The following is a 23,612-nucleotide window of genomic DNA, read 5'->3' on the forward strand; positions in this document are numbered from 1 at the left end:
GAGGTATCGTTAGAGAAACTAACGATACCAGGCAAAATTGGAGACCTTAGGCTCCAATTTTAGCAATGAAACGACGCAGTCGGTTGCTTGCGTGCCAATCACATAAGGCAAACTGGAAAAAAAGATATTTTTCGGAGAAAAAACATGACAAAAAACTTATTAGTAGAACTTGGACTCGAAGAGTTGCCAGCCTACGTTGTCACACCAAGTGAAAAACAACTGGGTGAGAAAATGGCAGCCTTCTTGGACGACAACCGTCTTTCATACGAAAGCATTCAAACCTTCTCAACACCACGTCGTTTGGCCGTCCGTGTCATTGGTTTGGCGGATCAACAATCGGATTTGACCGAAGATTTTAAAGGACCTTCTAAGAAAATTGCCTTGGATGCAGATGGAAACTTCTCAAAAGCAGCGCAAGGATTCGTCCGTGGAAAAGGCTTGACGGTTGATGATATCGAATTCCGTGAAGTCAAAGGTGAAGAATACGTTTACGTGACGAAACATGAAGCTGGAAAACCTGCTAAAGAAGTCTTGGCTGGCGTTCCAGAAGTACTTGCTTCATTGACCTTCCCTGTCAGCATGCACTGGGCCAACAACACATTTGAATACATTCGCCCAGTTCACACCTTGATAGTCCTTTTGGGTGATGAAGCGCTTGACCTCGACTTCTTGGATATCCATTCAGGTCGTGTGAGTCGCGGACATCGTTTCCTTGGACATGAAGTGGAAATTACCAATGCGGATTCGTACGAAGAAGACCTTCGTACCGTTTACGTCATTGCAGACAGCAAAGAGAGTGAAAACATGATTTGTGAGCAAATCAAGGATATCGAAGCAGAACAAGGTGTGCAAGTCCAAATTGAAGAAGGACTTTTGAATGAAGTCTTGAACTTGGTCGAATATCCAACTGCCTTCATGGGAAGCTTTGACACTAAATATTTGGACGTTCCAGAAGAAGTATTGGTGACTTCAATGGAAACCCACCAACGTTACTTTGTTGTACGTGACCTTGATGGTAAGTTGAAACCAAACTTCATCTCAGTCCGTAACGGTAACGCCGAGCACTTGGAAAATGTTATCCGAGGAAATGAAAAAGTCTTGGTGGCCCGTCTTGAAGATGGTGAATTCTTCTGGCGTGAAGACAAAAAACTTAAGATTGAAGACCTGGTTGCTAAATTGGCACACGTGACTTTCCATGAAAAAATCGGTTCTCTCTCAGAACACATGGCCCGTGCCGGTGTCATTGCAGCATCACTAGCTGAACAAGCTGGTTTGACTGCCGAAGAAAGGGCAGCCGTAGCTCGTGCAGCTGAAATCTACAAATTTGACCTCTTGACTGGTATGGTCGGAGAGTTCGATGAATTGCAAGGAATCATGGGTGAAAAATACGCCCTCCTTGCTGGTGAGGATCCTGCAGTAGCGACAGCTATCCGTGAGCACTACCTTCCTGATTCAGCAGATGGAGCCCTTCCAGAGACTAAGGTTGGTGCTATCCTTGCGCTTGCAGATAAATTAGATACCCTCCTTTCCTTCTTCTCTGTTGGCTTGATTCCATCAGGTTCAAACGACCCTTATGCGCTTCGTCGTGCGACACAAGGAATTGTTCGTATCTTGGATGCCTTTGGCTGGCATATCCCTATGGATGAGTTGATCGACAGCCTATACGGACTTTCATTTGATAGTCTTTCTTATGACAATCAAGCAGAAGTGCTTAACTTCATCAAAGCGCGTGTGGACAAGATGATGGGACGCACACCAAAAGATATCAAAGAAGCTGTTCTTGCTGGTTCAAACTTTGTCGTGGCTGATATGCTGGAAGCAGCTGAAGCTCTTTCAGAAGCTGCTAAGACGGATGGTTATAAGTCGGCTGTTGAATCCCTCTCTCGTGCCTTCAACTTGGCAGAAAAAGCAGATGCTTCAGTAGCAGTAGATGCCAGTCTTTTTGAAAATGATCAAGAAAAAGCCCTTGCTAAAGCGATTGAAGAGCTTGAATTGACTGGTTCAGCTAGTGACAAATTAGCTCAACTCTTTGCTCTTAGCCCAGTCATTGATGCTTTCTTTGACAATACCATGGTTATGGCAGAGGATGAGGCTGTTAAAAACAACCGTTTGGCCCTTCTTGCAGGTCTTGTAGCCAAAGCTAACGCTGTTGCAGCCTTCAACCAATTGAACACAAAATAAGTACCTGGTAACAGGTAGAAAGTAGGTCTTATTATGACACCTGAAAAAATCGCTCGTATCAATGAGCTTGCTAAAAAGAAAAAAACCGAAGGTTTGACGCCAGAAGAAGAAGTGGAGCAAGCAAAACTTCGTGAAGAATACATTGAAGGCTATCGTCGTTCCGTTCGTCACCATATCGAAGGAATTAAGGTGGTGGACGAAGAAGGTAACGATGTGACACCTGAAAAACTACGCCAAGTGCAACGGGAAAAAGGTTTGCATGGCCGTAGTTTGGATGATCCCAATTCATAAATAGACAATAGAAAACTCGATCAGAAGTTGAACTGATCGAGTTTTCTTGTTCTATAAGGGCTACTCTGAATCCTTATCTCTATTTTTGTAGTTTTTCCATTGATTTTTAAATATCCAAATGGAGACGGCAAGAACGAAGGTTGCTGTCCAAAAAATCCAAGGGACAGGGGTGCGTAGGAAAAAGTAAACGGCAATAAGGTCGGCCACTAGCAGGCCAAGGAGGAGGTATTTCTTATCTTTCATGGAATTATTGTATCACAAATTGCTTCTCTAGGTCTATTGGTTGATAGGATGAGCTTTTGAAGAATGGGAACTTTTTATCCGAAAATGGTGAGTGGATCGAGAAGAGAATCTCAAGTGCATCCTGGTCAGATTTGTGGTAAAATAGATAGGATATGAGTAAAGAATTTCATCATGTAACGGTCTTGCTCCATGAAACGATTGATATGCTGGATGTAAAGCCAGATGGAATCTATGTGGATGCCACTTTAGGTGGAGCTGGCCATAGCGAATATTTATTAAGTCAATTAAGTGAAAAAGGGCATTTATATGCTTTTGACCAGGATCAGCATGCGATTGATAATGCGGAGAAACGATTAGCTCCTTATGTTGAAAAGGGCATGGTAACCTTCATCAAAGACAATTTCCGGAATCTTCAAGCACGTCTCCAAAAATTGGGAGTCAATGAGATTGATGGAATCTGTTATGATTTAGGAGTTTCTAGTCCCCAGTTAGATGAGCGGTCTCGCGGTTTTTCTTATAAAAAAGATGCTCCCTTGGACATGCGGATGAATCAAGAAGCCTCTTTGACGGCTTATGACGTGGTCAACAACTATGATTACCACGATCTAGTCCGAATCTTTTTCAAGTATGGGGAAGATAAGTTTTCCAAGCAAATTGCTAGAAAGATCGAACAAGCGCGTGCGGTAAAACCGATTGAAACGACGACAGAATTGGCTGAAATCATCAAATCTGCAAAACCTGCTAAGGAACTAAAGAAAAAGGGGCATCCAGCCAAACAAATTTTCCAGGCGATTCGAATTGAAGTCAACGATGAATTGGGAGCGGCGGATGAATCAATCCAGCAGGCCATGGATTTATTGGCAGTTGGTGGTCGTATCTCAGTCATTACCTTTCATTCCTTGGAAGATCGTTTGACCAAACAATTGTTTAAAGAAGCTTCTACAGTAGAAGTACCGAAGGGCTTGCCTTTCATCCCAGAGGACCTAAAACCAAAAATGGAATTAGTCTCTCGAAAGCCGATTCTTCCAAGCCAAGAAGAGTTAGAGAAGAACAACCGAGCTCATTCTGCAAAATTGCGGGTTGCTCGAAAAATTCATAAGTAAGAGGAAATAAACATGGCAGATCAACCATTACGATCTCGTGGCAGTCAGTTGCAAGATCGTATTCGTCGCTTTACTAGAGTAGAAAAAGCTTTTTATGGCTCGATTGTCCTAACAGGGATTATTCTCGCTGTCAGTATTATTTTTATGCAGACGCGGATTCTACAAGTACAAAGCGATTTGACAAACCTCAATACGGAACTAAAAACAAAAGAGACAGAACTAGAAGATATCCGGCAAGAAGTCAATGAGTTGACTCGATATGAACGCTTGTCTAAGTTAGCTAGTTCTCAGGGGATGACCCTCCAAAAAGAAAATCGAAAAGTGGTGAGTTCAAGTAGCGATGAGTAAATTAAAGAAGAAAATCATTCGTTATTCCCTTAAAAAAAGGAAACTTCCAGACCAAAATCGTCGGCAAGTAGCTAAGAATTTAAGTTTGCTTTCCATTCTTGTTTTCTTCATCTTTCTCATTAATTTTGCAGTTATCATAGGCACAGATAGCAAATTCGGAAAAAATTTATCTGAGTTATCCCATCAAGTCCATCAGAAAACAGAGATTGTTCCAGCCAAACGAGGAACAATTTATGACCGAAATGGAGCTGTTATTGCTGAGGATGCGACGACTTATAATGTTTATGCGATTATTGACAAAACCTATAAATCGGCAAAAGGTGAAGTTTTATACGTTGAAGAAAGTCAATACAACCAAGTAGCGGACGTTTTTAATCGTTATTTGGGCATGGAAAAAGACTATGTCGTCCAACAACTGTCTCAGAAGAAGCTCAACCAGGTTTCTTTTGGTGCAGCGGGGAACGATATCAGTTATAGCAATATGGATGCTATCCGGAGTGAACTAGAAGCTGCCAACATTAAAGGTGTTGATTTTACGACGAGTCCAAACCGGAGTTATAAAAATGGGACCTTTGCCTCTCAATTTATCGGTCAAGCTCAATTGATAGAAGATAAAGAAGGCAATAAAACCCTGCAGGGAACAACGGGAATCGAAAAGTCTTTGGATCGCATCCTAGGTGGTCAGGATGGCGTCGTGACCTATGAAAAGGATCGCAACGGAAATATTGTGCCGGGATCAGATAAGGTTGCCGTGAAGACAGAAGATGGGAAGGATGTATACACAACCCTTTCTGCGGAACTTCAAACCTATCTCGAAACGCGTATGGATGTCTTCCAAGAAAAGGTGAAAGGTAAATATGTCAGTGCGACCCTGGTCAGTGCCAAAACAGGGGAAATTCTTGCAACGACGCAACGTCCAACCTATAATGCAGATACCAAAGAAGGCTTGGATATTAAGAATCTGAGAACCTGGAACACGATTCTGTACCAGGATCAATACGAACCAGGTTCGACTATGAAGGTCATGACCTTGGCAGCGGCGATTGATCATGGGACTTTCCCAGCCTATAATGAGGTTTATTTTAATAACGAATTACAAGTGAAGGATGCGACCATCAAAGACTGGGAAATCAATATGGGCTTGTCAGAAGGTCGCTATATGAATATTGCCCAAGGTTTTGCCTATTCAAGTAACATTGGGATGACCAAGCTTGAACAGAAGATGGGCAATAATGTCTGGATGAATTACCTCACACTCTTTAAGTTCGGACTTCCTACACGTTTTGGAATGGGAGACGAAAGTTTTGGAGGCCTACCAGGTGATAACTATGTCACTCAAGCTATGTCTTCCTTCGGTCAAGGGATTTCGGTGACCCAAACGCAGATGTTGCGTGCATTTTCTGCCATTGCAAATGATGGGGAAATGTTGGAGCCTAAATTTATCAGTGCGATCTACGACGGCAAGCATGAAACTGCTCGTAAATCACAAAGAGAGATTGTCGGCAATCCAGTATCCGCTTCGGCTGCCCAACAGACCCGTAATTACATGATTACGGTAGGGACAGACCCTCAATTTGGTACTCTCTATTCATCGGATGGTCCCATTATCCAAGTAGCTGGACAAAATGTTGCTGTTAAATCAGGGACAGCCCAAATTGCGACAGCTAATGGCTACTTGGAAGGCGAAAATGATAATATCAACTCGATTGTTGTCATGACACCTGCTGAAGACCCAGATTTTATTATGTATGTGACAGTTCAACAGCCTGAAGTTAGCTTTAGTCCAAAGAGCTGGCAAGAACTGGTCAATCCAGTATTGGAAGATGCGGTTGCTTTGAAGGATGAGTTGAATCTGGTAACGGAAACCAAAGCCTTGGATGGAGTCACGAAAGAGGACACCTATAAGATGCCGTCGGCAGAATCCTTGTCGAAAGAATTGAACTTGAAGCAGACCATCAGCCCAGGTGGCTTCGCAGATGAACTGCGTCGCAATCTGATCCAGCCTGTTGTCCTAGGAACTGGAAAGAATATTAAAAAGATGTCTGTATCAGCAGGAACGAAATTAAAAGCAAATGAGCAAGTGTTATTATTAACAGATGACTTGGATTCAGTTCCGGATATGTATGGATGGACCAAGGAAAATGTTGATAAATTTGCGGAATGGACGGGCATTGAGATCACCTATAAAGGGGAAGGTTCTCGTGTGAGCAAACAAAACGTCAAAGTAGAAACTGCTTTAAAGAAGACGAAGAAAATAACAATTACATTAGGAGATTGATATGTTACTTGCTACCCTAGTAGTATCATTTATTCTAACGGTTATTGGCATTCCTGCCTTTATCCGTTTCTATCAACGGGCCCATATTTCGGGCCAACAAATGCACGAAGATGTGAAGCAACACAAAGCCAAAGCAGGCACTCCAACTATGGGGGGAGTGGTCTTCTTGATCACTTCAGTTTTTGTCACCCTTGTCTTTAGCTTCCTAACTGGGAACTTTACGCGTCCTGTTCAATTGATCCTCTTTATTTTGGTCTTGTATGGAATCGTCGGTTTCTTGGATGACTTCTTAAAGGTCTTTCGTAAGATCAATGAAGGGTTAAATCCCAAGCAAAAATTAGCCCTGCAATTGTTGGGAGGGATCATTTTCTATCTCTTCTCTGAACGTCATGGAGCTGGTAGTCTTCTCAATGTCTTTGGTTGGGATGTCTATTTGGGACATTTCTATATTATCTTTGCCTTGTTCTGGTTGGTTGGTTTTTCAAACGCAGTCAATTTAACGGACGGGATTGATGGCTTGGCAAGCATTTCGGTAACCATCAGCTTGATCGCTTATTCCATCATCGCTGTTTGGCAAAGACGAATCGATATCCTTTTTGTGACCATCAGTATGATTGGAGCTCTATTAGGTTTCTTCGTCTACAACCACAAGCCGGCCAAGATTTTCATGGGAGATGTTGGAAGCCTAGCACTAGGTGGGATGCTTGCGACTCTATCCATGGCTCTCCACGTAGAGTGGACCTTGCTCTTGATTGGGATTGTCTACGTCTTTGAGACTAGCTCTGTCATGCTCCAAGTGTCCTATTTCAAATGGACCAAGAAAAGGACAGGGGAAGGACGCCGAATCTTCCGCATGACGCCTTTCCATCACCATTTAGAATTAGGTGGTCTGTCAGGTAATGGTCCTAAATGGTCTGAGTGGAAGGTCGATGCCTTTCTCTGGAGTGTTGGTGCAGGAATGAGCGCCTTGACCCTCTTGATCTACTATTTGACCAATTCATAAGCCATGAATCATAAAAGGTTGGGATGTGATCTCAGCCTTTTTCGCTGGCTAGGAATTGCTGTCCAAAAGAAGAGCGGGAAGAGGAGTTTTTTGATATAATAGTGGAGATGATGAAAGGATAAGAGAATGAAATTTACAGATTTTAAGTTTAAGGACTATATCCAAGAGGCCTTAAAAGAAATTAATTTTATCGAAGCAACAGAAGTTCAAGAAAAGCTGATACCGATTGTTTTAGCAGGCCGTGATCTGGTCGGTGAATCTAAAACAGGATCAGGGAAGACCCATACTTTCCTCTTGCCAATTTTTCAAACTTTAAATGAGGAAAGTAGCAATGTCGAAGTGGTCATTACTGCGCCTAGTCGGGAATTGGCCACACAGATTTACCAAGCGGCTCGTCAGATTGCTAGCCACTGTGAAAAAGAAATTCGGATTGCCAACTACGTTGGAGGAACTGATAAGGCTCGCCAGATCGATAAGCTCCAAGTAGCCCAACCCCATATTGTCATTGGGACACCTGGACGGATATATGATTTGGTCGCTTCTGGAGACTTGGCTATTCATAAGGCTCACACTTTTGTGGTTGATGAGGCGGATATGACTCTCGATATGGGCTTTTTGACGACGGTAGACAAGATTGCATCCAGTCTTCCCAAGAAGCTTCAGTTTTTAGTCTTCTCAGCAACGATTCCACAAAAGTTACAACCCTTCTTGAAGAAATATTTGTCTAACCCTGTCATGGAGCAGATCAAAACCAAAACGGTAATCTCGGACACCATTGATAACTGGTTGGTATCGACAAAGGGGCGTGACAAAAACGAGCAGATTTATCAACTGACGCAGGCTCTTCAACCTTATCTGGCTATGATCTTTGTAAATACCAAGGACAGAGCGGACGATTTGCATGCTTTTCTAGTAGAGAAGGGGCTCAAGGTCGCTAAAATCCATGGGGGGGTTCCTCCACGGGAGCGCAAGCGAATCATGAACCAAGTTAAAAATCTGGATTTTGAATATATCGTGGCAACGGACTTGGCAGCGCGTGGGATTGATATCGAAGGGGTCAGTCATGTCATCAACGATGCTATTCCACAAGACTTATCCTTCTTTGTTCACCGCGTTGGCCGGACTGGTCGGAATGGTCTTCCTGGTACAGCCATCACCCTCTATCAACCGAGTGATGACTCAGACATTCGGGAGCTTGAAAAATTGGGGATCCAGTTTGTCCCTAAGGTCTTGAAGGCTGGAACTATCGAAGATACCTATGACCGGGACCGTCGGGCTAATCGTGAAAAACGCCAAGAAAAACTCGACATTGAGATGATCGGCTTGGTCAAGAAGAAAAAGAAAAAAATCAAACCAGGCTACAAGAAAAAAATCAAATGGGCTGTGGACGAGAAACGTCGCAAAGCCAAGCGAGCTGAGAATCGTGCTCGAGGTCGAGCAGAAAGAAAGGCGAAACGCCAAACCTTTTAGTGATAAAGAAATTTAAAGATTTCCATAAAAATTAACTATTTGGTCGCTGATTTATTTTGTGACAGACTATCTATAGATAGTCTATTTTTTTGCTCTTAGGGGAGATGCTTGCTTGTTATCACATCAGACCTGAAGCATGATTTACGAACGATCAGTAGCAAAACTCAGCATTTTAACTGTAAATATGATAGAATGATTCATTATCGAGGGAGGAAGTAACGAAGATGTTTACAACTACTTATCTGGCATCTGGCTGGTACGAAGAGTTTTTAAAATGGATACCAGAAGGAGAAATCTTTAACCTACGCGTCGTTTTTGAAGCTATTCCCGGAATTTTAAAAGAGCTTCCAAATACGATTTTGTTAACCTTGGCAGGAGCCTTTTTTGGTTTATTGCTAGCCCTATTGTTTGCCATTGTCAAAATCAATCGGGTAAAAATCCTCTACCCGATCCAAGCCTTGTTTGTGAGTTTTTTAAGAGGGACACCAATTTTGGTCCAGTTGATGCTGACCTACTATGGAATCCCGCTCCTATTGAAGGCCATTAACCAACAATATGGGACAGCCTTTAATATCAACGATGTGCCAGCCCATTTATTTGTCATTGTAGCCTTTGCCTTCAATGAGGCAGCCTATGCCAGTGAGACCATTCGGGCAGCAATTTTATCTGTTGATGCGGGTGAAATCGAAGCAGCGAAGAGTCTCGGCATGACCAATGCTCAAGTTTATCGTCGGATTATTATTCCAAATGCAGCCGTGGTTGCGACTCCGACCTTGATCAACTCTTTGATTGGTTTGACCAAGGGGACTTCCCTGGCCTTTTATGCAGGTGTTTTGGAAATCTTTGCCCAAGCCAAGATTATGTCGGGGAATGACAGTCGTTACTTCGAGCGCTTTATCTCTGTTTCATTGATTTACTGGGCCATTAATATTTTGATTGAACAATTGGGGCGCTGGATCGAACAGGTACTCGCTATCAAAGATCCAAAAGTTGTTACCCAAACCTTGCAAGAGGAGGAACGAGCAGCATGATTCGGATTTCACAATTATCAAAATCTTTTTCCGGTCAAGTGGTCCTAGACCATCTCGATTTGGAAGTCCAAAAAGGGGACGTTGTTGCCTTGATCGGTTCTTCTGGAGCTGGGAAATCAACCTTCTTGAGAAGCTTGAACTATTTGGAAGCCCCAGATAGTGGCAGCATTGAGATCAATGGGGAGAAGGTGGACTTTGAAAACATCAGTAAGGACGAGATCCTGACCCTTCGAAGAAAGCTAGCTATGGTCTTTCAACAGTTTAATCTTTTCAGTCGCAAGACTGCTTTGGACAATGTCAAGGAAGGACTGATCGTCGTCAAAGGCTTATCCGACCAGGAAGCGACCAAGATTGCCAAAGAAGAACTCGCAAAAGTCGGTCTGTCGGACCGCGAAACCCATTACCCTCGTCATTTGTCCGGAGGGCAGAAGCAACGGGTAGCCTTGGCGCGTGCCCTAGCCATGAAGCCGGAAGTCCTCTTGTTGGATGAGCCAACTTCAGCCCTCGATCCGGAATTGGTCGGAGAGGTAGAAAAAGCCATCGCAGCAGCAGCTCAGGCAGGTCAAACCATGATTCTGGTCAGCCATGATATGAGCTTTGTTTCCCAGGTGGCAGACAAGGTCTTGTTCCTCGACAAGGGGAAAATTATTGAATCTGGCACTCCAGAAGAGATTATGAAAGCTCCTAAAGAAGAGCGGACAAAAGAATTCTTTGCTAGTTACAAACGAACATTTGTTTGATATAATATATAAGAGCTCGAGTCTGGAACGCGATGTTTCAGACTCGGATTTTTCTTTGAGTAGGTGCCTTAGGAGAAGAGGATTATATGTAGTTCATTTTTCCGCATAGATAGAAGTTTCAAGTTGATTTAATAGTGAACGAAACGAATCGGCATCTCGTCCCCTCATTCCAATCTTGGATACTAAGGAGATCTTATGTTAAACCAATTGCTATCTCTCTATATCGAGAGCCTAATCATCACTTCAATTGGGGTGTTGGTTGCCTCAGCTATTTGGATAGGCTTGCGAGCGGCTCGTAAGACGGATAAAACAGCTAAGGAACGCCAATTACACCTCTATGATATTTTATTAATTGATATTATGACAATTCCAGTCCTCACCTTTGCAGTTATCGGAGTTCTGTTTATTCTTCGAGCAAGATAATTGCAAAATGGTTCAATTGGAGTTAGAATCAAGATAGTTACAACTAAAGGAGAAGCTTATGTATGATACACTGATTATCGGTGCAGGACCTGCGGGTATGACTGCAGCCCTGTATGCAGCCCGTAGCAATCTAAAGGTTGCCTTGTTAGAAGCTGGAATTCCTGGCGGACAGATGAACAATACGTCCGATATCGAGAATTATCCAGGCTATGCCAATATCAGTGGACCTGAATTGGCTGAAAAAATGTTCGAGCCACTAGAAGCCCTAGGTGTGGAACACTTGTTCGGTAGAGCCGAAAACATTGTGGATCAAGGAAGCTACAAGGAAATTACGACAGATGATGGCCTCTTGCAAGCCAAGACCGTTATTATTGCGACTGGTTCTAACCATCGCTTGTTGGGAGTTCCAGGTGAAGAAGAATTAAATAGTCGTGGGGTTTCTTATTGCGCTGTCTGTGATGGTGCCTTCTTCCGTGATGAAGACCTCATGGTTGTTGGTGGAGGAGATTCTGCGGTTGAAGAGGCAATCTTCCTGACGCAGTTTGCTAAGTCTGTTACCATTGTTCATCGCCGCGATGCCCTACGTGCCCAAAAAGTTCTTCAAGACCGAGCTTTTGCCAATGAAAAGATTCACTTTGCTTGGAATACAGTGGTCGAAGAGATCAAAGGGGACAACCGTGTGACCAGTCTGGTCTTAAAAGATGTTCAAACAGGTGAGGTTCGCGAGCAAGCAGCTGGGGGTGTCTTTATCTATGTGGGCTTGGATCCTGTCAGTGACTTTGCCAAAGACCTCGGTATTCTAGACGACCAAGGTTGGGTGATTACTGATGATCATATGAAGACCTCCGTGCCGGGTGTCTTTGCGGTTGGAGATGTCCGCCAAAAAGATCTTCGTCAGGTCACTACAGCTGTTGGTGATGGCGCTGTCGCCGGTCAAGAAGCTTATAAATATATTACTGAACACGAAGAATAAGAGAGAAGAAAGGGATGTTCGTCTGATGGAAAGAGGCGAAGATCCCTTCTTTTTTACGATAAAAAATGGGGATTAGCCCGGATTAAAGTCATGTGGTCCTGCTTAAAATGTGCTATAATGTGTTTAATATTATTTTGGACTGTGTCAGTTAACAGAGCGTGACTGGTGCCATGACGTAAGAAAAAAGAAGAGGGATCAAATATGTACCCAGATGATAGTTTAACTCTCCATACTGATTTGTACCAAATCAATATGATGCAGGTTTACTTTGAGCAAGGCATCCACAATAAAAAGGCGGTCTTCGAAGCCTATTTCCGCCAGCAACCCTTTAAAAATGGCTATGCCGTCTTTGCAGGTCTTGAGCGCATTGTCAACTATTTGAAGAATCTACGTTTTTCAGAGTCGGATATTGCCTACTTAGAATCCTTAGGCTACGAAGGAGCCTTCCTGGATTACTTGAAAAATTTCAAAATGGAATTGACTGTTCGTTCTGCCAAAGAAGGGGACCTGGTCTTTGCCAATGAGCCGATTGTCCAAGTAGAAGGACCGCTTGCCCAGTGTCAGTTGGTTGAAACGGCCCTCCTCAATATTGTCAATTTCCAAACCTTGATTGCCACAAAAGCCGCTCGGATCAAGGCTGTGATCGAAGACGAACCTTTGATGGAGTTCGGAACTCGTAGAGCGCACGAAATGGATGCGGCTATTTGGGGAACCCGTGCAGCCGTTATTGGAGGCGCTAGCGGAACCAGTAACGTACGTGCAGGAAAACTCTTTGACATCCCTGTCCTTGGGACCCATGCCCATGCCTTGGTGCAGGTCTATGGCGATGATTATAAAGCCTTCAAGGCCTATGCTGAGACCCATCGCAACTGTGTCTTCCTAGTGGATACCTATGATACATTGCGTATCGGAGTTCCGGCTGCGATTCAGGTGGCGCGTGAGATGGGCGATCGTATCAACTTCCTAGGAGTGCGGATTGACTCTGGAGATATTGCCTACATTTCGAAAAAGGTTCGCCAACAGTTGGATGAAGCTGGTTTTACAGAAGCGAAGATCTATGCTTCAAATGATTTGGATGAGAACACCATCCTCAACTTGAAGATGCAAAAGGCTAAGATTGATGTCTGGGGTGTCGGAACTAAGTTGATCACAGCCTATGACCAACCAGCTCTCGGAGCAGTCTATAAGATTGTTGCTATCGAAGACGAAAATGGTCAAATGCGAAACACCATCAAGCTGTCTAACAATGCTGAAAAAGTTTCAACCCCAGGGAAGAAGCAAGTTTGGCGGATTACCAGTCGGGAAAAAGGCAAATCTGAAGGGGATTACATCACTTACGATGGAGTAGATGTCAATGAACTGACAGAAATTAAGATGTTCCATCCGACCTATACCTATATCAAGAAGACGGTTCGAGATTTCGATGCCATCCCGCTCTTGGTCGATATTTTCAAAGATGGGGAACAAGTCTACGAATTGCCAGCTTTGATGGATATCCAAGCCTATGCTCGGAAGGAATTCGATAAGCTCTGGGATGAGTACAAACGTGTCCTCAATCCACAACATTATCCAGTGGACTTGGCCAAGGATGTTTGGCAAGATAAGATGGACCTCATTGATCAGATGCGTCAGAAAGCCTTGGGAGGTGAAGAAGAATGAGCCTACAAGAAGACATTATTGCCCAATTAGGGGTCAAACCAGTCATTGATCCTCAAGAAGAGATTCGCCGGTCGATTGATTTTTTGAAGGATTACTTGCAAAAACATCCTTTTCTAAAGACCTTTGTCTTAGGAATTTCAGGAGGTCAGGACTCGACCCTAGCGGGTCGCCTGGCTCAATTAGCCATGGAGGAAATGCGGGCAGAGACTGGAGATGCCAGTTATCAGTTTGTTGCAGTCCGCTTGCCCTACGGTGTCCAAGCGGATGAAGCAGATGCCCAAAAGGCTTTGGCTTTCATCCAGCCAGATGTCAGCCTGGTCGTGAACATCAAGGACTCGGTCGATGCCATGGAGCGTGCTGTCGAAGCGACAGGAACGGATGTCTCAGACTTTAACAAGGGCAATATCAAGGCACGGAGCCGGATGATTGCTCAGTATGCTTTGGCGGGTGCTTATAGCGGAGCCGTCATTGGGACGGATCATGCGGCTGAAAATATCACAGGTTTCTTTACCAAGTTTGGAGATGGTGGAGCCGATATTCTGCCTCTCTACCGCCTCAACAAGCGCCAAGGCAAGCAGTTGCTTCAGGCACTGGGAGCTGATCCAGCCTTGTATGAAAAGGTACCGATTGCAGATTTGGAAGAGGAGAAGCCAGGTATCGCTGACGAAGTAGCTCTTGGGGTGACCTATGCAGAAATTGATGACTACCTAGAAGGGAAATCAGTTAGCCCGGAAGCTCAAGCAACCATTGAAAACTGGTGGCACAAAGGCCAACACAAACGTCATCTACCGATTACGGTATTTGATACCTTCTGGCGTTGATAGGTAAGAAAAGTCGACAGATAAAGTGACCAGATAGGTCAAAAAAAGCCTAGAGAAGATCGAGTGGATCTTCTCTTTTTTTCTTTACTCTTATTTCAAAAGCTAGCAGAGGGATTGTCTAGCTATGAGAGAAGATTAGAATAACGCTAGTTAGTAGATAGTTTGATATCGAGGAACAAATCCGGTATGATAAGAGTAATGATTTTTGTTGTTTAGGAATGGAATAAAAGGAGTGAGTCTAAGAGAGTGCTCCTATAAAAGTATGAGACTGGAGTTGATTTGGTATTAGCATCACTAGAAGACCTAGAGTTGTTGTTAAGCCAGTCTTTTTGAAGAAATGAGGTAAAGGGATGTCAAAAGAAGAATATCTTCAACTAAAAAAAGAATTGAAGATTCGATTTATGCTGAATATACTGATTGCTTTAATAGCTACTGTGTTTTATATCCAGATGGTAGTCAACCATTCTCGCTATATGGTCTATGTACTGATTAGCATTGGTGCTCTTTCTCTGATGAATCAGTTTCTTATTTTACCTGTTTACAATGCGAAAAAAGAGGCGGAGCTTGAACACCCTGAGTGGAAGACTTTACCAACAAAGGGAGTAGAAATTCCTCAAGAAGAAGCTGGGAAACGGAATATGATCGCTCTTTTAGCTCTGGCTCTTGTAGTTGTTGGATTTCATTTCTTTTACCATCCTATCTCAAAAATGGATACGGAATCAAATCTTATCGAAGATAGCAGAGATGTTGAATCAGTTTTAGAGCGTCGAACAGAAGAGTCTGAAGAATACGAATCCTCTTCAGTGGTTGAGAAAGAGGAGTAGGGGAGTCGAGATGACCAGGAAAATGGTAGGTCTAATGAAGGTTCTACGGAATCAAACCTAGATATCGATAAGGCGCATGATTTTGCCGAAAAAGCTCAGCAGGAAAATTGGTTAAGAGGCGGAGAATAACCATTTGATCAAAGAGGTGTCTGAGAAGATAGCTACAGAAGCCATGATTCAATATTCTGTCCCAGAGGAAGTGACAATTTAAAGGGGATGCATGATTCGTTATTAGAGTAAACCAGGTGGCATTTGCCCATGAGAGGAAAAATGATGAAAAGAGATACTATTTTTATTGAAGAGAAAATTAATGAACTCATTAAATTTAATGAAATGATGATTAAGGAATGGTTACAAGAGTTAGACCAACTTAACCAAGGAATTAATCCTTATAAACGTCCAATTGAAGAAGTTATTAGGCTAACTAAAGAAGATATTTCTATTTATCAAGAAAAGAAAATGATAGCTACCTATACAGCAGGTTATCCTATTGAAGATTTTAAGGAGGAATACATTAATTTTGTTAATAGCCTTCTTCCAGTTTGGCAGAGCAATTCTGGCTATCTCCAAATGATTCGGGCTCTTTCTATTGGGATTCTGTTAGATATTGAGGAGGGGATTTTTGATCAGTTAGTAGACTTAGTCAAAAAGGATGATCCAGAGGATTATTTGATAGATTACTTGATTCAATCACGTCATCCAAAGTGGACGATTCGGATAAACTATAATTTCCCAAGACCCTATGGCTTTACTAGGAAAATTATTGAAGAAGAGAATTCTGAACAGGCACTCAAGCTGCTTAAAGAATATGTGACCAAGAAATGGTATCCTGGACATCGGGATACTGGTTGGTATGACTTGCATAAAGATAATATTGATAATTATTATGGTTACTGGTCCTTTGAATCAGGCGCTCTCTGCAAGCTTAAGGGCTTGGATTATAAGGAATTAGAAGGACTTTCATATTTTCCTTATGATTTGGTTGCGGAAGGAACGCTATAAAATAAACTCTAAGGTTGAAAAATGATGGAAGATAAGATTTTAACAAAAGAAGAAGTGCTTCAAAATGGTGTTTGTTTTGAAGAAGAGCTTGATTGGGGTGGATGGTATTATGAACAGATTGTTTGTGAGAACGAATCTGGCGAAGAAATTCCATTTACAGGTTTAGCTTATGATTTATATCCAGATGGTAAATTAGAGTATTATGGTTATATTAAAGATGGGTTCCGTCATGGAATGAATGTATTGTTTTATCCTAATGGAAATATTGAAAGTATCAATCCTCAAGATTGCGGTGCAGCTGATGGGCTTCAAAAGAAATACTATGAAAGTGGCGCATTAAAATCACAGACATATTGTGTTTTAGGGGCAAGAGTAACTTATATTGAGTACGATGAGGCTGGCCATATTATCGATGAAAAATTAGAACCGACTGAGGCAGATTTTGAAAGAGCAAGGAAGTGGGGTGTTGATATATCAAAACGAGACATGACTTTGAAGTAGAACAAAATCGCTTGAGATCTCAGATTGATTTAACGAATCGTTTCATACCTTCTGATATCCAGTATGTGGCAGGAGTGGACCTTGCCTATTGGAAAGAAGGAGATAAGGAATACGGTGTAGCCTGTATCGTTGTCATCAATCGTAAAACTATGGAAGTGTTGGAGGAAGTGAGTTACTCTGATGAAATCCGAGTTCCATATCTTCCAAGTTATCTAGCTTTTCGAGAGTTGCCTTTGATTTTAGAAGCAGTAAAGCTTTTAAATAGTAAGCCAGATTTGTATATGTTTGATGGAAATGGATATTTGCATCCGCGCAATATGGGGATTGCGACTCACGCTTCTTTCTACTTGAATAAGCCAACGATTGGCGTCGCTAAAAACTATTACCATATTGATGGAGCGCAATATACTGTCCCTGAAAATCGTGAGGGAGCTTATACAAATATTGTAAAAGACGGTGAAATTCATGGGCAAGTTTTACGGACTCATCAAGATGTCAAGCCCATCTATATTTCTTGTGGGAATTGGATTGATCTGGAAACGACCCGGAAATTTGTTTTAGAATTTGTGACGAAAGATAGCCGATTACCAATCACGACTCGATTTGCTGATATTATGTCACATCGAGAGAGAAATAAGAGAAAAATATAAAAAAGATTGGAGCAAATATGAGTAACAAAGTATCAATTATGCAAGAGATGTTTAAAAAAGAAGGTTCAGATGAACTCGTTCCTGCAGTAACCATTATATTGGATGGTCAAATTAGAAATATCATTGATGCCCTTTCAGAACAGAATGGCTACGAAGGCTATCCAGAAGCTATTTCAGAAATTCTTTTCAAAGGGATAGAAAGTATGATCAAAAAATAAATCTGGGAAATGGTACTAGACTTTATGAAAGGATATTTCTGAAGAACTAATCAGAAAAGGTATAATAAAAGAGGTGAGAAGATGGTAGAAATCAATAACAATGATTTTGGTGGTTTTGTTGTTTCAAATAATATTCTTGATGGAAAAGCTATTCGCTATTCCTATCGTGAGGAAGCTGCTATTCCACAATTAAATGGCTGGACACTCTTATCAATCAAAGATGATGAAGCTTACCTGGCTGATTCAAAAAATTTCACCATTTTAGGAGCAAACAGCATTGCAAAAATTGCTCCTGTTATGTTGGAAATTTTTGAAGCCCCATTCGGCACTGATTTGTGCTGGCTTTATGAGGAGGGCGTTCATGTAGGATTTTATGATTTAGTGAAAGATAGAGAAACTACAATCGAAGAAATTGTTAATTGAGTATCATTTGTATCTCATCTAAGACTTTATGATCTAGAGTAAGAGAATTTGTCAGCGAAAGTAGAATAGTTTTTTGAGAAAATGGCAAGCCGAATGATGGGATGATTTAGGAGTTTTAAATGGCATTAGAGAAAGAAAAAATACAGGAAAATTTTGAGGAATTTATGTTTTATATTGATGATACCTTGGATGCAATAAAGCAAAAAGCTAGTAAGCAAGGTTATCATCTAGATATGAGTTTAGAAAGCTTGAAGGATTTGGCGCAATTCGTTCGAGAGAATGATGTCAAAAATGATCCTGAAAATATTGACGATTTCTTTAATAGCTGGGTTTATCTTGGTGAGGTTTTTCGCTTACAAGCCAAAGGAGCCTACTGGACTGTTGGTACTGAAAATCCAAAAAACTTAAATTATGGGTTAGAGTATTTGACGGGTTATAATACAATTGGTTCAGAATTTATTCCGTTACTAATTATGAATAACTTTACTTTAAGTTCACCTGATAGGTTAAATAATAAATTTTTTTATGAATTAGTATTGAAACGTTTAAATCCTAAACCAATAAATCTAGATTATTTGCCGACAGAAGAGGAGTAAAGTATCATTTGATAATTTTTGGCGTTGATAGGAAAGAAAAGTCGGTTGAGCCGACTTTTTTAAAACAGGATAGGAGGAAAGAGAATGAGAAAATTAGGTACTATTGAACTGAAGACCAAGCGTTTATTACTAAGATGCTTTGTTGTAGAGGATGCAAAGGCAATGTTTGAAAATTGGGCATCTGATACAGATAATCTTAAATATGTGACTTGGGATCCCCATCCAAATCCTCAAGTGACTCGAGCTTCAATTGAGAGATGGATCCTTCATTACCAAGAGGAAAACGCCTACAAATGGGCGATTTGCAAGAAAGATGATCCCTCACAAGTGATAGGTGATATCAGCGTCGTTTCTCAGGATCCACAAAAAGAACTGTGTGAAGTCGGCTATATTCTAGGGAAAAAATTTTGGGGTCAAGGTATGATGACAGAAGCTCTCCAGGCTGTTTTATACTTTTTATTGGTAGAGGTAGGATTCAAGGAGGTTCAAGCCAAGTATGTCAGTTTGAACCCTGCTTCGGGACGGGTAATGGCAAAAGCTGGAATGCAATATCTTGAAACTCTCCCAAATGCTGTCGTCAGAAAAGGCTATGTCGGAGATCAAATCATCTACACTATCCATTCTTCTGACCTTTAAAACAATTTTTACTTGAAGATTTTGGTCAATGGTCTATAATGGTAAGTAGCTTTACAAAGGAGAATCTTATGTCAGAATTAACAAAAGAGTTTACAGATCAACTCTATGCGAATTACCAAGCAAATGTGAAATTTGCGGCTCTTGAAAATGCCATCACCCACAATGGGATTCATGCGGCTTTAGAGACACGCAAAAGTGCAATTGAAAATACACCCGTCTTTTCTCTTGATTTAACCAAGGACAAGGTGACGGATCAGAAAGCTTCAGGTCGTTGCTGGATGTTTGCGGCTCTGAATACCTTCCGTCATAAAATGATTGCCAGCTTCCAATTAGAGGATTTTGAGTTGTCTCAAGCTCATACCTTCTTCTGGGACAAGTACGAAAAATCCAACTGGTTCTTGGAACAAATCATTGCGACAGCGGACCAGGATTTGACCAGCCGCAAGGTGGCCTTCCTCCTTCAAACCCCTCAACAAGATGGTGGTCAATGGGATATGGTCGTTTCCCTCTTTGAAAAGTATGGGGTCGTACCCAAGTCTGTCTATCCAGAATCCATCTCATCTAGCAATAGCCGGGAGCTCAATACCTACTTAAACAAATTATTGCGTCAAGATGCGCAGATCCTGCGCGAATTGCTTGCGAGTGGAGCAGATCAAGCAACGGTTCAAAGCAAGAAAGAAGAGCTCCTCCAAGAAATCTTTAATTTCTTAGCTATGTCACTGGGCTTGCCCCCTCGTACATTTAGTTTCTCTTATCGTGATAAGGACAATAACTTCCACACAGAGTCTGGCTTGACACCTCAAAGCTTTTACAAAAAATATGTGGATCTTCAGTTGGAGGACTACGTTTCTGTTATCAATGCGCCTACGGCAGACAAGCCTTATGGCCAGTCCTACACAGTTGAGATGCTGGGGAATGTGGTCGGTAGCCGTGAAGTCCGCTACCTCAATGTTCCGATGGAGCGCTTGAAAGAATTGGCCATTTCCCAAATGAAAGCTGGGGAAACTGTTTGGTTTGGATCAGATGTCGGCCAAGTTAGCAACCGGAAAGCTGGAATCCTTGCGACAGATGTCTATGATTTTGAAGCGGGAATGGATATCCAGCTGACTCAAGATAAGGCAGGGCGTTTGGATTATGCGGAAAGTCTCATGACCCATGCCATGGTCTTGACTGGTGTAGATCTGGACGAAGCTGGACGTCCTCTCAAATGGAAGGTTGAGAATTCTTGGGGAGATAAAGTCGGAACAGATGGCTACTTTGTTGCTTCTGACGCCTGGATGGACGAATACACCTACCAAATCGTTGTCCGCAAGGAACTGTTGACAGCGGAAGAATTGGCTGCTTATGAGGCAGAGCCAATCGTCCTCGCTCCATGGGATCCGATGGGGGCCTTGGCTTCTAAGTAACAAATATAAAAAAACACGATTGTTTATGAACAATCGTGTTTTTCTGTTCGATCTTAGTTGTCTCGCTCTGCTTCGTTTTCTTTTGAAGATGGTTCAGAGTGATGATCTGCGTTTTCTTCTGTACTCGTAGAGCTAGATGAGCTTGAGCTTTCTTCCGTCGTTTCACTTTCTTGACTGACGGTGCTTGGCTCGTAATAGTAGTAATTGTAGTTATTCTTACCATTATTGACATAGAGGTAGGAACCGCTACGGTATACGCCACTTGGTTGGGTCCAGTCTACGCTACCCGATCCGTATTGCTCATACAAATACAGCATCATTTGTTTGTAGACATCCGTCGCGACTTTGATTCCATCATCTAGGACTGGAGTCAAGCGATTGGTATATCCTGTCCAAACAGCCATAGAATATTGCGTTGTGTAGCCCACAAACAATTCATCCGGTGTCACAATGCTTGAGTAACTGTAATCTTTTGTCAGTTTTCTCAATTCATTGTCGGCATAGTTAGAGGTACCTGTTTTACCAGCATGATAAAGACCAGAAATATTTGCATTGTATCCTGTACCAGCTGTGATAACTGATTTCAACATATCTGTCATCATGTAAGCTGTCGTCTCTTTCATCACTCGTGTTCCAGAGGTTTCGAAGTTCTTCGTTGTACCATCGCTAAAGACAACCCGATTCACATATTGAGGCTTGTAATAGGTTCCTCCATTGGCGAAGGTTGCATAAGCAGCGGCCATTTTTTCACTGCTAGCCCCGTATTTGTTGCTAGAGTCACTAGTGTTACTTGAGATGGCATTTGCATATACCATTTCTGGATAATCGATTCCGATGCTGCTCAAGAATTTCTGAGCATTCTTTAAACCGACTTTTTCAAGAGCCCGGACCGCTGGAACGTTACGGGATTGTTGGAGCGCATAGACCATGCTGATATTGCCATAGTACTGTCTATCCCAGTTGTAAATTTGTGTATTTGTACCAGGGAAGTTGTAAGGTGTATCAGGAATGGTTACTCCAGTGGAGTTATATTCTTCGTATTCGATAGCGGGAGCATAATCTGAGATAGGTTTCATTGTAGAGCCCCAGTCTCGGTTCGTTTCGACAGCTTGGTTGGTACCGAAGGACACATTAGATGATTGATGACGGGATCCCAACTGAGCAATGACTTTTCCGTTTGTCACGTCAATAATAGTAGAAGCAACTTGCAACTCATTATCTGGATAATTGACATATTCGTCAGAGTTGTAAATATCCCACAGACGTTTTTGAGCTGCGGTATCGACGTTGGTGTAGACATCCATACCAGTTGTCAAGACATTGTAGCCTGTCTCTTCTTCGACCTGTTGGATGACTTCTTTGAGGTAGTTATCCATATAAGCAGGATAGTTGCTTGAGCCGGTTAGACTTTGCAAGCCATCTGTAACAGGTGTATTGACGGCACTTTCGTACTGTTCGTTTGTAATGGACTTCATATCCAACATTTCTTTGAGAACAAGATTTCGGCGTTGGAGAGCAGCTTCCGGATTGGTATAAGGATCGTATTGGTTGGGTGCCTGAGGCATTCCGGCCAATAGGGCTACTTGTGGAAGAGAAAGGTCCTTCAAGTCTTTTGCATAGTAGCTACGAGCAGCTGTTTGCATTCCGTAGTTTCCGTTAGACATATAGACTTTATTGATGTAGTAGGTCAAAATCTCTTGTTTGGTTGCTTTTTGTTCTAATTGAGTAGCAAGCCAAGCTTCTTGGATTTTCCGAGATAGGGTTTGGTCGGACGAAGAAGTAGAGAAGTAAGTGAGCTTGATCAACTGCTGTGTAAGAGTAGATCCCCCTTGGCGACCTCCTCGAAGGTTACTGAAGAAGGCTCCCCCGATACGAATAAAGTCGACTCCTCTGTGGTTGAAAAAGCGGTGGTCTTCAATCGCCACAATCGCATTGACCAAGTCGGTTGGGATTTCATTTGTTTTTACGTTGATTCGTTTTTCAGCCCCCAGGTCAGCAATCAGATTATTTTGATTGTCATAAATTTTACTGGATGTCGTTGCAATGAGGTCTTTCTCAGAAAGAGTCGGTGCTTTTGAGGCATAGTATCCAAATACCAATCCACCCAGGATGAGTAAAAGGAAAAATAAGGAAATAGCCGCAATCGCTGCATATTTTAACCACTGGATAACTGTTTGTTTGTTCATTTAATTACCGCCTAGTAGATTCTGTTCGATAATATCGAGATAAGGGACGCTTGGAAGGCGATCTGTCTCGATACGATAACCATTTTCCTGTATAAAGGTCAATGGCATAGATTTACTGCCGTGATCGATGTTGTAAAAGTCGATTAAGGAAGGAGCGGGCAGTAGATAGGTCTCATTGAGCATTGCGAAATGCAAGAGCACAAAACAAATTCCTCCCTGTTGGACGACCGCAGCCATGTGATCAATCTGGTGCTGATGAAAATTTTTCATCGGCATAGACTGTTTTTGCTGGGTCTCTTTTGCTTCAAAATCAATGTAGTGTCCTTTATAAACACCAGAATAGTCTGTGGTAGACGCCTGGCGAAAATAAGCTTCTACGATCTTTGCCCGACTGCGATGAGGATAGTCCACCTTTACAATCTGGATGGGTGTCGGCTTTTTATGAATCACCGCTAGCCCTCTAGAAAGGTAGTACTGATTGCTCTCATTAATCATTTTTTCAAATGTCATCCCTCGATTGGCAAAGTTTACACTTTGCTTTCTCTGGATAGGCGAAGAGGATTTCTTGCTAAGTTTGTGAGGATAGTTGACCATAATTCTCCTTAT

General features: G+C 42.2%; 24 protein-coding genes. 22 read left to right on the forward strand and 2 right to left on the reverse strand.

Annotated features, from left to right (window positions below; all coding sequences use genetic code 11):
• Positions 1-144 precede the first annotated feature (144 nt).
• The 22 genes from glyS to pepC all read left to right on the forward strand — a co-directional run bounded on the left by glyS (position 145) and on the right by pepC (position 20,820).
• Positions 145-2,181: a glycine--tRNA ligase subunit beta gene (glyS, locus tag AC3E8G_RS06945; RefSeq protein WP_490677330.1), complete on the forward strand. Its 2,037-nt coding sequence runs from the start codon at positions 145-147 to the stop codon at positions 2,179-2,181.
• A gap of 33 nt (positions 2,182-2,214) precedes the next feature.
• Complete coding sequence (locus AC3E8G_RS06950) at positions 2,215-2,472, forward strand: DUF896 family protein (protein ID WP_023920274.1); 258 nt, start codon at positions 2,215-2,217, stop codon at positions 2,470-2,472.
• Between the two features lie 395 nt (positions 2,473-2,867).
• Positions 2,868-3,818, forward strand: a complete 951-nt coding sequence (gene rsmH, locus AC3E8G_RS06955; RefSeq protein WP_490677331.1) for a 16S rRNA (cytosine(1402)-N(4))-methyltransferase RsmH — start codon at positions 2,868-2,870, stop codon at positions 3,816-3,818.
• Positions 3,819-3,830: 12 nt separating this feature from the next.
• Positions 3,831-4,166 carry a cell division protein FtsL gene (gene ftsL, locus AC3E8G_RS06960; RefSeq protein ID WP_006596866.1) on the forward strand — a complete coding sequence of 112 codons (336 nt, stop codon included), beginning with the start codon at positions 3,831-3,833 and terminating at the stop codon, positions 4,164-4,166.
• Positions 4,159-6,444, forward strand: a complete 2,286-nt coding sequence (pbp2x, locus tag AC3E8G_RS06965; protein ID WP_490677332.1) for a penicillin-binding protein PBP2X — start codon at positions 4,159-4,161, stop codon at positions 6,442-6,444. The genes ftsL and pbp2x overlap by 8 nt, the downstream gene beginning before the upstream one ends.
• A 1-nt stretch (position 6,445) precedes the next feature.
• Positions 6,446-7,447 carry a phospho-N-acetylmuramoyl-pentapeptide-transferase gene (mraY, locus tag AC3E8G_RS06970; RefSeq protein WP_023022314.1) on the forward strand — a complete coding sequence of 334 codons (1,002 nt, stop codon included), beginning with the start codon at positions 6,446-6,448 and terminating at the stop codon, positions 7,445-7,447.
• A gap of 126 nt (positions 7,448-7,573) precedes the next feature.
• Entirely contained in the window at positions 7,574-8,917 is a 1,344-nt protein-coding gene (locus tag AC3E8G_RS06975) for a DEAD/DEAH box helicase (RefSeq protein WP_490677333.1), read from the forward strand.
• Between the two features lie 224 nt (positions 8,918-9,141).
• Entirely contained in the window at positions 9,142-9,948 is an 807-nt protein-coding gene (locus AC3E8G_RS06980; RefSeq protein WP_120701202.1) for an amino acid ABC transporter permease, read from the forward strand.
• Positions 9,945-10,688: an amino acid ABC transporter ATP-binding protein gene (locus AC3E8G_RS06985; protein WP_490677334.1), complete on the forward strand. Its 744-nt coding sequence runs from the start codon at positions 9,945-9,947 to the stop codon at positions 10,686-10,688. Before AC3E8G_RS06980 ends, AC3E8G_RS06985 begins: the two co-directional genes overlap by 4 nt.
• A 195-nt stretch (positions 10,689-10,883) precedes the next feature.
• Entirely contained in the window at positions 10,884-11,111 is a 228-nt protein-coding gene (locus tag AC3E8G_RS06990; protein WP_006596860.1) for a DUF4059 family protein, read from the forward strand.
• Between the two features lie 58 nt (positions 11,112-11,169).
• A complete protein-coding gene (trxB, locus tag AC3E8G_RS06995) occupies positions 11,170-12,084 on the forward strand; it encodes a thioredoxin-disulfide reductase (protein ID WP_023027724.1) in 915 nt (304 codons plus the stop codon).
• Positions 12,085-12,285: 201 nt separating this feature from the next.
• Positions 12,286-13,743, forward strand: a complete 1,458-nt coding sequence (locus tag AC3E8G_RS07000) for a nicotinate phosphoribosyltransferase (RefSeq protein WP_414279914.1) — start codon at positions 12,286-12,288, stop codon at positions 13,741-13,743.
• Complete coding sequence (gene nadE / locus AC3E8G_RS07005; RefSeq protein WP_490677335.1) at positions 13,740-14,564, forward strand: NAD(+) synthase; 825 nt, start codon at positions 13,740-13,742, stop codon at positions 14,562-14,564. The genes AC3E8G_RS07000 and nadE overlap by 4 nt, the downstream gene beginning before the upstream one ends.
• Before the next feature lie 350 nt (positions 14,565-14,914).
• Positions 14,915-15,388 (forward strand): hypothetical protein, encoded by a 474-nt coding sequence (locus AC3E8G_RS07010; RefSeq protein WP_490677336.1) that lies wholly within the window; start codon positions 14,915-14,917, stop codon positions 15,386-15,388.
• 273 nt (positions 15,389-15,661) lie between these two features.
• Positions 15,662-16,390, forward strand: coding sequence for a PoNe immunity protein domain-containing protein (locus AC3E8G_RS07015; protein ID WP_490677337.1), 729 nt, complete (start codon positions 15,662-15,664; stop codon positions 16,388-16,390).
• A 24-nt stretch (positions 16,391-16,414) separates the two neighbouring features.
• On the forward strand, positions 16,415-16,891 hold the full coding sequence (locus AC3E8G_RS07020) for a toxin-antitoxin system YwqK family antitoxin (protein WP_490677338.1): 477 nt from the start codon (positions 16,415-16,417) through the stop codon (positions 16,889-16,891).
• An 11-nt stretch (positions 16,892-16,902) separates the two neighbouring features.
• Positions 16,903-17,541, forward strand: coding sequence for an endonuclease V (locus AC3E8G_RS07025; protein ID WP_490677339.1), 639 nt, complete (start codon positions 16,903-16,905; stop codon positions 17,539-17,541).
• 17 nt (positions 17,542-17,558) lie between these two features.
• On the forward strand, positions 17,559-17,759 hold the full coding sequence (locus AC3E8G_RS07030; RefSeq protein WP_006153032.1) for a hypothetical protein: 201 nt from the start codon (positions 17,559-17,561) through the stop codon (positions 17,757-17,759).
• 81 nt (positions 17,760-17,840) lie between these two features.
• Positions 17,841-18,182, forward strand: coding sequence for a DUF2185 domain-containing protein (locus AC3E8G_RS07035; protein ID WP_490677340.1), 342 nt, complete (start codon positions 17,841-17,843; stop codon positions 18,180-18,182).
• Between the two features lie 119 nt (positions 18,183-18,301).
• Positions 18,302-18,778, forward strand: coding sequence for a hypothetical protein (locus AC3E8G_RS07040; RefSeq protein WP_490677341.1), 477 nt, complete (start codon positions 18,302-18,304; stop codon positions 18,776-18,778).
• Positions 18,779-18,862: 84 nt separating this feature from the next.
• Positions 18,863-19,414, forward strand: coding sequence for a GNAT family N-acetyltransferase (locus AC3E8G_RS07045; RefSeq protein WP_490677342.1), 552 nt, complete (start codon positions 18,863-18,865; stop codon positions 19,412-19,414).
• A gap of 68 nt (positions 19,415-19,482) precedes the next feature.
• The gene (pepC, locus tag AC3E8G_RS07050; protein ID WP_490677343.1) at positions 19,483-20,820 is read left to right on the forward strand and encodes an aminopeptidase C; all 1,338 of its coding nucleotides are present in this window, start codon (positions 19,483-19,485) and stop codon (positions 20,818-20,820) included.
• Between the two features lie 53 nt (positions 20,821-20,873).
• On the opposite strand, the gene pbp1a is transcribed toward pepC, so the two are convergent.
• A complete protein-coding gene (gene pbp1a, locus AC3E8G_RS07055; protein ID WP_414286649.1) occupies positions 20,874-23,006 on the reverse strand; it encodes a penicillin-binding protein PBP1A in 2,133 nt (710 codons plus the stop codon).
• Complete coding sequence (gene recU, locus AC3E8G_RS07060; RefSeq protein ID WP_490677344.1) at positions 23,007-23,600, reverse strand: Holliday junction resolvase RecU; 594 nt, start codon at positions 23,598-23,600, stop codon at positions 23,007-23,009.
• Between the last annotated feature and the right edge of the window lie 12 nt (positions 23,601-23,612).

The organism is Streptococcus sp. SCPM-O-B-15294 (M123), from assembly GCF_058200455.1.

What these genes read in the sequence shown, in the direction of transcription:
- trxB (WP_023027724.1), top strand. Translation starts at nt 11,170, where the DNA reads ATGTATGATACACTGATTATCGGTGCAGGACCTGCGGGTATGACTGCA.
- glyS (WP_490677330.1), top strand. Translation starts at nt 145, where the DNA reads ATGACAAAAAACTTATTAGTAGAACTTGGACTCGAAGAGTTGCCAGCC.
- recU (WP_490677344.1), bottom strand. Translation starts at nt 23,600, where the DNA reads ATGGTCAACTATCCTCACAAACTTAGCAAGAAATCCTCTTCGCCTATC.
- mraY (WP_023022314.1), top strand. Translation starts at nt 6,446, where the DNA reads ATGTTACTTGCTACCCTAGTAGTATCATTTATTCTAACGGTTATTGGC.
- AC3E8G_RS06985 (WP_490677334.1), top strand. Translation starts at nt 9,945, where the DNA reads ATGATTCGGATTTCACAATTATCAAAATCTTTTTCCGGTCAAGTGGTC.
- AC3E8G_RS07030 (WP_006153032.1), top strand. Translation starts at nt 17,559, where the DNA reads ATGAGTAACAAAGTATCAATTATGCAAGAGATGTTTAAAAAAGAAGGT.
- pbp1a (WP_414286649.1), bottom strand. Translation starts at nt 23,006, where the DNA reads ATGAACAAACAAACAGTTATCCAGTGGTTAAAATATGCAGCGATTGCG.
- AC3E8G_RS06980 (WP_120701202.1), top strand. Translation starts at nt 9,142, where the DNA reads ATGTTTACAACTACTTATCTGGCATCTGGCTGGTACGAAGAGTTTTTA.
- AC3E8G_RS06990 (WP_006596860.1), top strand. Translation starts at nt 10,884, where the DNA reads ATGTTAAACCAATTGCTATCTCTCTATATCGAGAGCCTAATCATCACT.
- AC3E8G_RS07020 (WP_490677338.1), top strand. Translation starts at nt 16,415, where the DNA reads ATGGAAGATAAGATTTTAACAAAAGAAGAAGTGCTTCAAAATGGTGTT.
- AC3E8G_RS07015 (WP_490677337.1), top strand. Translation starts at nt 15,662, where the DNA reads ATGAAAAGAGATACTATTTTTATTGAAGAGAAAATTAATGAACTCATT.
- AC3E8G_RS07035 (WP_490677340.1), top strand. Translation starts at nt 17,841, where the DNA reads ATGGTAGAAATCAATAACAATGATTTTGGTGGTTTTGTTGTTTCAAAT.
- AC3E8G_RS07045 (WP_490677342.1), top strand. Translation starts at nt 18,863, where the DNA reads ATGAGAAAATTAGGTACTATTGAACTGAAGACCAAGCGTTTATTACTA.
- pepC (WP_490677343.1), top strand. Translation starts at nt 19,483, where the DNA reads ATGTCAGAATTAACAAAAGAGTTTACAGATCAACTCTATGCGAATTAC.
- pbp2x (WP_490677332.1), top strand. Translation starts at nt 4,159, where the DNA reads ATGAGTAAATTAAAGAAGAAAATCATTCGTTATTCCCTTAAAAAAAGG.
- nadE (WP_490677335.1), top strand. Translation starts at nt 13,740, where the DNA reads ATGAGCCTACAAGAAGACATTATTGCCCAATTAGGGGTCAAACCAGTC.
- AC3E8G_RS07010 (WP_490677336.1), top strand. Translation starts at nt 14,915, where the DNA reads ATGTCAAAAGAAGAATATCTTCAACTAAAAAAAGAATTGAAGATTCGA.
- ftsL (WP_006596866.1), top strand. Translation starts at nt 3,831, where the DNA reads ATGGCAGATCAACCATTACGATCTCGTGGCAGTCAGTTGCAAGATCGT.
- AC3E8G_RS06975 (WP_490677333.1), top strand. Translation starts at nt 7,574, where the DNA reads ATGAAATTTACAGATTTTAAGTTTAAGGACTATATCCAAGAGGCCTTA.
- AC3E8G_RS07040 (WP_490677341.1), top strand. Translation starts at nt 18,302, where the DNA reads ATGGCATTAGAGAAAGAAAAAATACAGGAAAATTTTGAGGAATTTATG.
- AC3E8G_RS06950 (WP_023920274.1), top strand. Translation starts at nt 2,215, where the DNA reads ATGACACCTGAAAAAATCGCTCGTATCAATGAGCTTGCTAAAAAGAAA.
- AC3E8G_RS07000 (WP_414279914.1), top strand. Translation starts at nt 12,286, where the DNA reads ATGTACCCAGATGATAGTTTAACTCTCCATACTGATTTGTACCAAATC.
- rsmH (WP_490677331.1), top strand. Translation starts at nt 2,868, where the DNA reads ATGAGTAAAGAATTTCATCATGTAACGGTCTTGCTCCATGAAACGATT.